Source organism: uncultured Mucilaginibacter sp., assembly GCF_903913935.1.
Taxonomy (GTDB): Bacteria; Bacteroidota; Bacteroidia; order Sphingobacteriales; family Sphingobacteriaceae; genus Mucilaginibacter.
Genome location: NZ_CAIWNH010000008.1, coordinates 1 through 7,162, shown reverse-complemented (window position 1 = coordinate 7,162; position 7,162 = coordinate 1). Strand labels below are relative to the sequence as shown.

General features: G+C 41.9%; 7 protein-coding genes. All 7 read left to right on the top strand.

Annotation, left to right across the window (positions count from 1 at the left end):
* Positions 1-2,989, top strand: a 2,989-nt coding sequence (locus tag QZY09_RS00210; RefSeq protein ID WP_295666519.1) for a gliding motility-associated C-terminal domain-containing protein, incomplete at its 5' end; no start/stop codon positions are given.
* A gap of 78 nt (positions 2,990-3,067) precedes the next feature.
* Positions 3,068-3,301: a hypothetical protein gene (locus QZY09_RS00205; protein ID WP_295666516.1), complete on the top strand. Its 234-nt coding sequence runs from the start codon at positions 3,068-3,070 to the stop codon at positions 3,299-3,301.
* 371 nt (positions 3,302-3,672) lie between these two features.
* Positions 3,673-4,521, top strand: a complete 849-nt coding sequence (locus tag QZY09_RS00200) for a histidine kinase dimerization/phospho-acceptor domain-containing protein (RefSeq protein ID WP_295666512.1) — start codon at positions 3,673-3,675, stop codon at positions 4,519-4,521.
* 29 nt (positions 4,522-4,550) lie between these two features.
* Complete coding sequence (locus tag QZY09_RS00195) at positions 4,551-5,255, top strand: response regulator (RefSeq protein WP_295666508.1); 705 nt, start codon at positions 4,551-4,553, stop codon at positions 5,253-5,255.
* Positions 5,256-5,318: 63 nt separating this feature from the next.
* Complete coding sequence (locus QZY09_RS00190; protein WP_295666504.1) at positions 5,319-6,203, top strand: helix-turn-helix domain-containing protein; 885 nt, start codon at positions 5,319-5,321, stop codon at positions 6,201-6,203.
* The gene (locus QZY09_RS00185) at positions 6,196-6,615 is read left to right on the top strand and encodes a DUF983 domain-containing protein (RefSeq protein WP_295666501.1); all 420 of its coding nucleotides are present in this window, start codon (positions 6,196-6,198) and stop codon (positions 6,613-6,615) included. Before QZY09_RS00190 ends, QZY09_RS00185 begins: the two co-directional genes overlap by 8 nt.
* A 113-nt stretch (positions 6,616-6,728) precedes the next feature.
* Positions 6,729-7,052 carry a hypothetical protein gene (locus QZY09_RS00180; RefSeq protein ID WP_295666499.1) on the top strand — a complete coding sequence of 108 codons (324 nt, stop codon included), beginning with the start codon at positions 6,729-6,731 and terminating at the stop codon, positions 7,050-7,052.
* The last annotated feature ends 110 nt before the right edge of the window (positions 7,053-7,162 follow it).

Sequence of the window (7,162 nt, the reverse complement as noted above, 5' to 3'; positions counted from 1 at the left end):
AGGCAATGTTTATGTTGCAGACCAGGGCAATAACCTTATCCGGAAGATCACGCCAAATGGTAATGTATCTACATTAGCAGGCATCGCAGGGGTAACAGGGGCCGTTGACGGTAACAACGCAACCTTTAACGCGCCAGCTTCGGTAACTTTCGATAACTCGCAAAATTTGTTTGTGGCCGATGCGGGTAATAACCTCATCAGGATGATTACGCCGGCGGGCCTCGTAAGTACTTTTGCCGGAAGCGGCATCCCCGGGGCAAATGATGGCCAGGGGGCCGCAGCCAGTTTTAACCATCCGATTGGAATCAGCGCCGATTTTTATGGAACTTTATACGTAGCAGATGAAAAGAATAACGTTGTGAGGCAGATCTCACCCCAGGGATTGGTTTCAACGCTGGCCGGTAACGGAAACAGTGGTGCGACCGATGGAATTGCGCAAAACGCCACTTTCAGCTACCCGGGCTCAATAGTTGCGGATAATATGGGTAGTGTTTATGTGGGTGATGTAAGTACCTTCATTGTCAGGAAAATAGCGGTAACCGGGTATAAAATTGATAAGGCATTACCGGCCGGTTTATCTTTTGATGCAACCACAGGCATCATCAGCGGCACCCCCATGATACAGTCTCCATCAACCGACTATACTATTACTGCTTTCAACGCCGCGGGAAATAGCAGCACGGTTGTAAATATTACGGTAAATGGAAACAATGGAGCGCTGCCCGCGCCGCCGAACATTACTTACCAAACACCTCAAACCTATTATGTAAATAACGCGATATTACCCTTGTCTCCATCTAATTCAGGAGGAGCAGTGCCTGCCAATGTTTATGGTCAGGTTACAACGGTTGCCGGAAGTTCTGCATTGGGTAATAATAATGCTGTGGGTACAAATGCAACCTTTGGAGGCCCTGCAGGCCTGGTATTTGATCTGGCCGGAAATTTATTTATTTCCGAAATAATCAATAATGATATCAGGAAAATGGACCCATCCGGGTTGGTTTCCACGTTTGCCGGAACCGGCACGCCGGGGGAACTAAATGGTCCCGGCAATACAGCAACATTTCATGACCCGTTCCAGCTGGCGATTGATGGCGGTCAAAATTTGTATGTAAGCGATTTTACGAATAACATAATCAGGCAGGTTACCCCAACAGCAGTCGTAAGTACTTTTGCGGGTACAGGCAGCCAGGGAACAAATAACGGGCCTAAAGCATCTGCAACTTTTAATAACCCGGAAGGCCTCGTTTTCGACCCTTCGGGGAATATGTATATTAGCGACAGAGGTAACAGCACTATTCGAAAAATAGATGCCAGCGGGCAAGTAAGCACTTTTGCGGTGTTAAATGGCGGCGCTCCCCCGGTAACTTTTGATGCCGGGCTGGCTTTTATGGCGGCAGATGCAAACGGCAATCTTTATTTTGGTAATACCGATCAGGTTGAGTTGAATACACCACCCTCGTTTCCAAGAGTTATCGCGGGCAGTGGCAGCCCCGGCTTTGCTGACGGTAGAGGAACATCCGCATTGTTTTTTGGCCCGAACGGAATAGCTGCTGACCCAATTGGCAATATTTATATCAGTGATAGCTATAATAACAGGATCAGGAAAGTAGATGCTACCGGGCTGGTAAAAACACTTGCGGGAGAGGGCGGCTATGGTGGCAATAATGACGGCGTTGGGTCTTCAGCTACTTTTTTTCACCCTTTGGGTTTAGCGGTTGATCCAACACAAAATTTTTTATATGTAGCTGATAAGGGCAATAACCTGATAAGGGAAGTTACCATTACCGGCTATGGCATCGATAAGTCGCTGCCAACAGGCTTGGTCTTCGATGCCACAACAGGTTTAATCAGCGGCACACCTACTTTCATCTCGCCGCCTGAAAACTATACCATTACTGCATATAATACCGGCGGGAGCAGCAGTTTTGTTATTAATATACAGATACTGGAAATCTCGGTTTTATTCAACCCGATACCGGCTAAAACTGTTTGCGATGCCGATTTCGACCCGGGCGCTAGCGGCGGCGGCCCTATTATTTATACCAGCAGCAATCCTGCAGTCGCAACCATTGTTGCGGGTAAAGTACATATTAACGGTGCCGGGGTCGCAGATATAGTCGCTAGTGATGGTACCTCCCAGGCAACACGAACCTTAACCGTTACCGCAGCAATTACCCCTGCCATTACCGTTTCACCGTCTACTGCTGACGATTGCCAGGGAAACGCTGTAACTTTTACAACAACCATAACTAATGGCGGCACTAATCCTCAATACCAATGGCAGGTTAATGGAAAAAACGTCGGCACCGGCACACCACAATTTACCAGCAACAGTTTAACTAATGGTGATATCATCGTTTGTAAATTAACAAGCGATGCTATATGTGTAACCAGTGCAACCGTTGTTTCAAACCCGGTTAGTTTTGCTATTGACCCGCCAATATCCACGTCCGTAAAGATCTCTTCATCGGCAAATGGCCCCGTTTGTGCCGGCACAGCTATCACTTTTAATGCCGCTGCATTTAGCCCGGATGTACACCCATCATACCAATGGCAGGTTAACGGGGTTAATGTGGGGATTGATCAGCCACAATTTACAACAACCAGCCTGGCAGATGGTAGTGTTGTTACCTGTATTTTATCGAGTGCAGGTAAATGTATTATAAACCCTTCTGTTACATCAAACGCCATAACTATTACCCTTAGCCCGCCGGGTCAGTGCGTCGTTACTATTCCGAACGCCTTTACACCTAATGGCGATGGGATAAATGATGTGTGGAATGTTAGCGCATTGCAGTCATATCCTGGTTGTACAATCTCCATTTACAACAGGTATGGTGCGTTAGTTTATAACTCCGTTAACTACCCCAACGCCTGGGATGGCACCGTTAATGGCAAAAAGCTTTCTGCCGGAACTTACTATTATGTTATCGACCTGAAAAATGGAAAAAGACCGCTGGCCGGTTCCGTAACAATTCTGAGATAAATGTCATGTTTTCAGCTGTTTCGATAAAATGGCTGGTTTTTAGCAACTTCTTGCTTGAAAGTATCGTAAAAAGGCACTATGAAGGGTTATGTAAATATTCCGGGATCGATTTATTGCAAGCTGTGTAAAGAGTGCGGTGCACGGCCTGTCATCTCCCTGGTTGCCGATATAGGTTATATTGTTAAATGTTCAAAAGACGAACGGCACTACCAAACCATGCCGGGCCTGATTGATATTGAGGATTGGAACAGGCACAATACTATTCCGGCTGCAATAGCCGATTTTAACCTTAACCCGATAATTGCCTGGTAATAAAAAAACAAAATTTTTTGAATTGGACTAACATAGTTATTGTCAATTAATCTATTCGCCACCGATAGTTAATTTGGGGCGAATTTTTTTAGTAAAGCGTTAATGCAAACGAATGAAATTTGTTAAAAAAGAACTTAATGAAACTGGTAGGAAAAATTAGTCATTTTGTTGGATTTGACAATCCGGAATTATCATTGGAAAATAAGCTTTTCAATGCGATCTGTCTTTTATTAGGCATTAGCATTTTAACAGGTCTTATTAGTAACCTTTTATTAGGATTTCCATTGTTATTGATTTTGGTTGAACTGTTTATAGGTAGTTTCTGCACAATTGCTTTTTATAGGAGCAGGCTTGTGTGTTATAAAGAAAATATGTCCATCGGTTTTATTACCCTTGGAATTCTTTCGTTTATACCAGGTTGGTTTTTTAACGGCGGTATTGAAGGGTCTTCCGTCCTTTCCGGGGTGTTTTTGGTAGTACTGATCATTATTTTGCTAAAGCGAAAATACCACCTTTTTTTCATCGGCTTTTTGATGGTTGTTTTTTTTGGTTGTTATTATATTGAGAAGCATTTTCCTGGCTTAACAATCCCCATTAAAAGTAAAGCCCAAAAAGAAGCTGACATCATATCTTCTGCATTATCCAATATTTTATATGCTGGTTTGTTAATCAGTTTTTTGAAAAGAAGCCATGAAAAAGATAAGTTAAGGCTGATTAAACAAAGCGAGGAATTGCAATCCTCGCAAATAGAGCTATCTGCCGCAAAAGACCAGGCCGAAGGGGCAACTATAGCCAAATCGAACTTTTTAGCTAATATGAGCCACGAAATCCGCACCCCCTTAAACGGAATTATTGGTGCCGCCCAGCTATTGTCGCTTTCGGATTTGTCAATAGAGCAACATGAATTGCTGCAAACACTTCAGTCCAGCAGTAATCTTCTGATCAACATCATTAGCGATATCCTTGATCTGTCAAAGATCGAAGCGGATAAGCTTACTTTACATCCCAAACCTGCAAACATCAGGACATGTATAAAAACTGTGTTTGAAATAAGCCAGCCGGGGGTAACAGCGCCCGGGAAAAAAATCGACCTGCACTATATGATAGACGAAAATGTTGCAGAATGTTTAAAAATGGATGAAAGCAGGATTCAGCAGATATTGGTTAATTTGATCGGAAATGCCATCAAATTTACGGACGACGGATCGCGGTTACCCTGACGGTTTCAGCAATTCGCCAGCCTGATAATATGCAACAGGTGACCTTTAGCGTTAAAGATACCGGTATAGGGATAAGTGAAGAGGCGTTGGCGCAATTATTTAAACCATTTTCGCAGGTAAATAATACGGCATTACGTAAATATGGAGGTACCGGCCTTGGGCTTTCTATCTGCAAAAAGCTCGTTGAAATGATGAACGGCAGGATTTGGGCTGAAAGTAAAGAAACAGAAGGTTCGGTATTTAGCTTTAGTCTGCCATTACCGGTGGCTTCTGTAAACAAGGTTGTTGATGAAAAATCCGGCAACAGCGAGGGATACCGGTACCGCCCCCTTGAAATACTGCTGGCTGAAGACAATAAAATGAACCAGTTAATTGCCAGGAAAACTTTCAATAAGATTGGCTATAATATTGATATTGCTGATAATGGTAAGATTGCAATTGAAATGCAGGAGCAAAAAAAATACGATCTCATTTTTATGGATATACAAATGCCCGAAATGGATGGCCTGGAAGCTGCTGCCCTCATTATTAAAAAATATGGTAGCAGTGCACCACCGATTATCGCAATGACGGCCAATGTTTTAAGTGAAGATGAGGTTAAATGTAAACAGGCTGGTATGAGAGATTTCATAAGTAAACCATTTACCATCGAACGCCTTGAAAATGTTATTCATAAATGGGGTCCTCAAAATGAAGCGCCGGAAAAGAATAACTATATTTTTGCCGATAATTGAATAATACCACAAAACCCGTTAATAATACCACTGCAATGGTAATAAAGTGCCTATCATTGCACTATGCAAAGCACACCGGTATTTGATATATGTACCTTGTCCGATTTTAGGGAGAATGATATACTCATCAGCCGTTTTGCACCTTATCTGGCTCAGCATAAAAACCTTAGCGCTGCACACAGGCACTCTTTTTATCACCTTGTGCTTTTTACAATTGGAGCCGGTGGCCATTCGATCGATTTCGAAAAGTTTTGTGTAAAACCATACCAGATATATTTTATGGTGCCCGGGCAGGTTCATTCATGGGACTTTGAAGGTTTTACCGATGGTTATATTATTAATTTTTCAACCGCTTTCTTCCAGTCATTTTTATTAAACCCGTCATATCCTGAAATTTTTTCATTTTTCGGAGGGGATGTTAAAGCTGCGGTAATTGACTTGCCGGATCCCGTTCACCAAAAGGTAGTTGAGTTATTTGAAAAAATACTAATTGAAGCTGTACACAAGCACGATTCTGCACCAGACATGATCAGACTATTGATACTACAGTTATTTATAACGATTGACCGTATAACAAAAAAGGGTGTTGACAGGGGGGCTGCGTCATACAATCAAACCCTGCTCCGCAATTTTCAAAAATTGATTGGTGAACACTATACCAGGATAAAACTCCCAAAAGATTATGCAAAATTACTTTACATAACCCCCAATCATTTAAATGCAGTATGTAAAGATTTGCTGGGTATATCAGCTGGCGAAGTTATCAGGAACAGGATGGTGCTGGAAGCTAAACGATTACTCATAAACCTACAGTTAAATATTAACGAAATTGCCTTTATGCTAAACTTTAGTGATAACTCTTATTTCACGAAGTTTTTTAAAAAATTTGAAGGTAAAACGCCCGAAGAGTTCAGGAAAGGAATATTAAATCACCATAGTCATGAATAAACAGGTTATCCCGTTGTCGGCCATGCCAGCCATTATACACGCCCGTTGTCCCCGGTGCCGGCGGGGAGAAATGTTTACCGCACCAATGTATGGTTTAAAATCGCAGGGGATGAATAAAACTTGTCCGCATTGCGGCTTAACCTTTGAACGGGAGCCCGGCTATTTTTATGTTTCGATGTTAATAAGCTATGCCATGTTTGTTGCTGAGATGATAGCTCTTGCTATAGCGATAAGCGTTTTAACAGGGGGCAGTAAGAATCCATGGCTTTATATTGGCATTATATTAACCATCGGGGTTGTGCTTTCTCCATTTAACTTTAGGTATTCGAGAGTTATATTGTTGTATTGGCTAACGCCAGGCTTGCACTATCATCCGGAGATGAGCGACGACAAATACACATCAGTCAAATAAGAAACAAAATATTTTTGTTGAAATCTGTTTGTATTGTAACAATTATGCAAGCTTTTGTCGCTTTCATAGTAATTTCATTTATCCCCTATAAATTGCCGGCATAAACTTTTGAGATGAACCAACTGCCTTTTAACAATTGCTTTTCTTACGATAATATCCTATATATCGGCGACGATGCCGGAGCCTGTTTAAAAATAATAGAGGAATTTACCGGCCGTATCCTGCAAATTGAAGAAAATTATAGCTGGCTTATCAATAATACCATGGAAACGCGGGCCATAAACCACTGGCTGCAGCACCAGATCCAGTATCATTTTGAAGGCGGTGTCGCCGTTTTTAGGTTCAAAAACGAAGAACTATTACCTGCAATTTTACGCAATGAATGTATTTCGGCCTGCAAGAGCCTTGTTTTTGAACAATTGATTTTTGCTTCCTGATTCGTTTTTATTCTTTTAAACTATTCCTGATATTATATTAATTTTTGTTAATAAGTATATTAAAACCTGCTTTAGGCTTGTTTTTGGCTCATATTTCCCTTTTTTTAATT

Excerpts from the sequence above, each read along its gene's own strand:
- QZY09_RS00205 (WP_295666516.1), top strand. The coding sequence starts at position 3,068 with ATGAAGGGTTATGTAAATATTCCGGGATCGATTTATTGCAAGCTGTGT.
- QZY09_RS00200 (WP_295666512.1), top strand. The coding sequence starts at position 3,673 with ATGTCCATCGGTTTTATTACCCTTGGAATTCTTTCGTTTATACCAGGT.
- QZY09_RS00195 (WP_295666508.1), top strand. The coding sequence starts at position 4,551 with ATGCAACAGGTGACCTTTAGCGTTAAAGATACCGGTATAGGGATAAGT.
- QZY09_RS00190 (WP_295666504.1), top strand. The coding sequence starts at position 5,319 with ATGCAAAGCACACCGGTATTTGATATATGTACCTTGTCCGATTTTAGG.
- QZY09_RS00185 (WP_295666501.1), top strand. The coding sequence starts at position 6,196 with ATGAATAAACAGGTTATCCCGTTGTCGGCCATGCCAGCCATTATACAC.
- QZY09_RS00180 (WP_295666499.1), top strand. The coding sequence starts at position 6,729 with ATGAACCAACTGCCTTTTAACAATTGCTTTTCTTACGATAATATCCTA.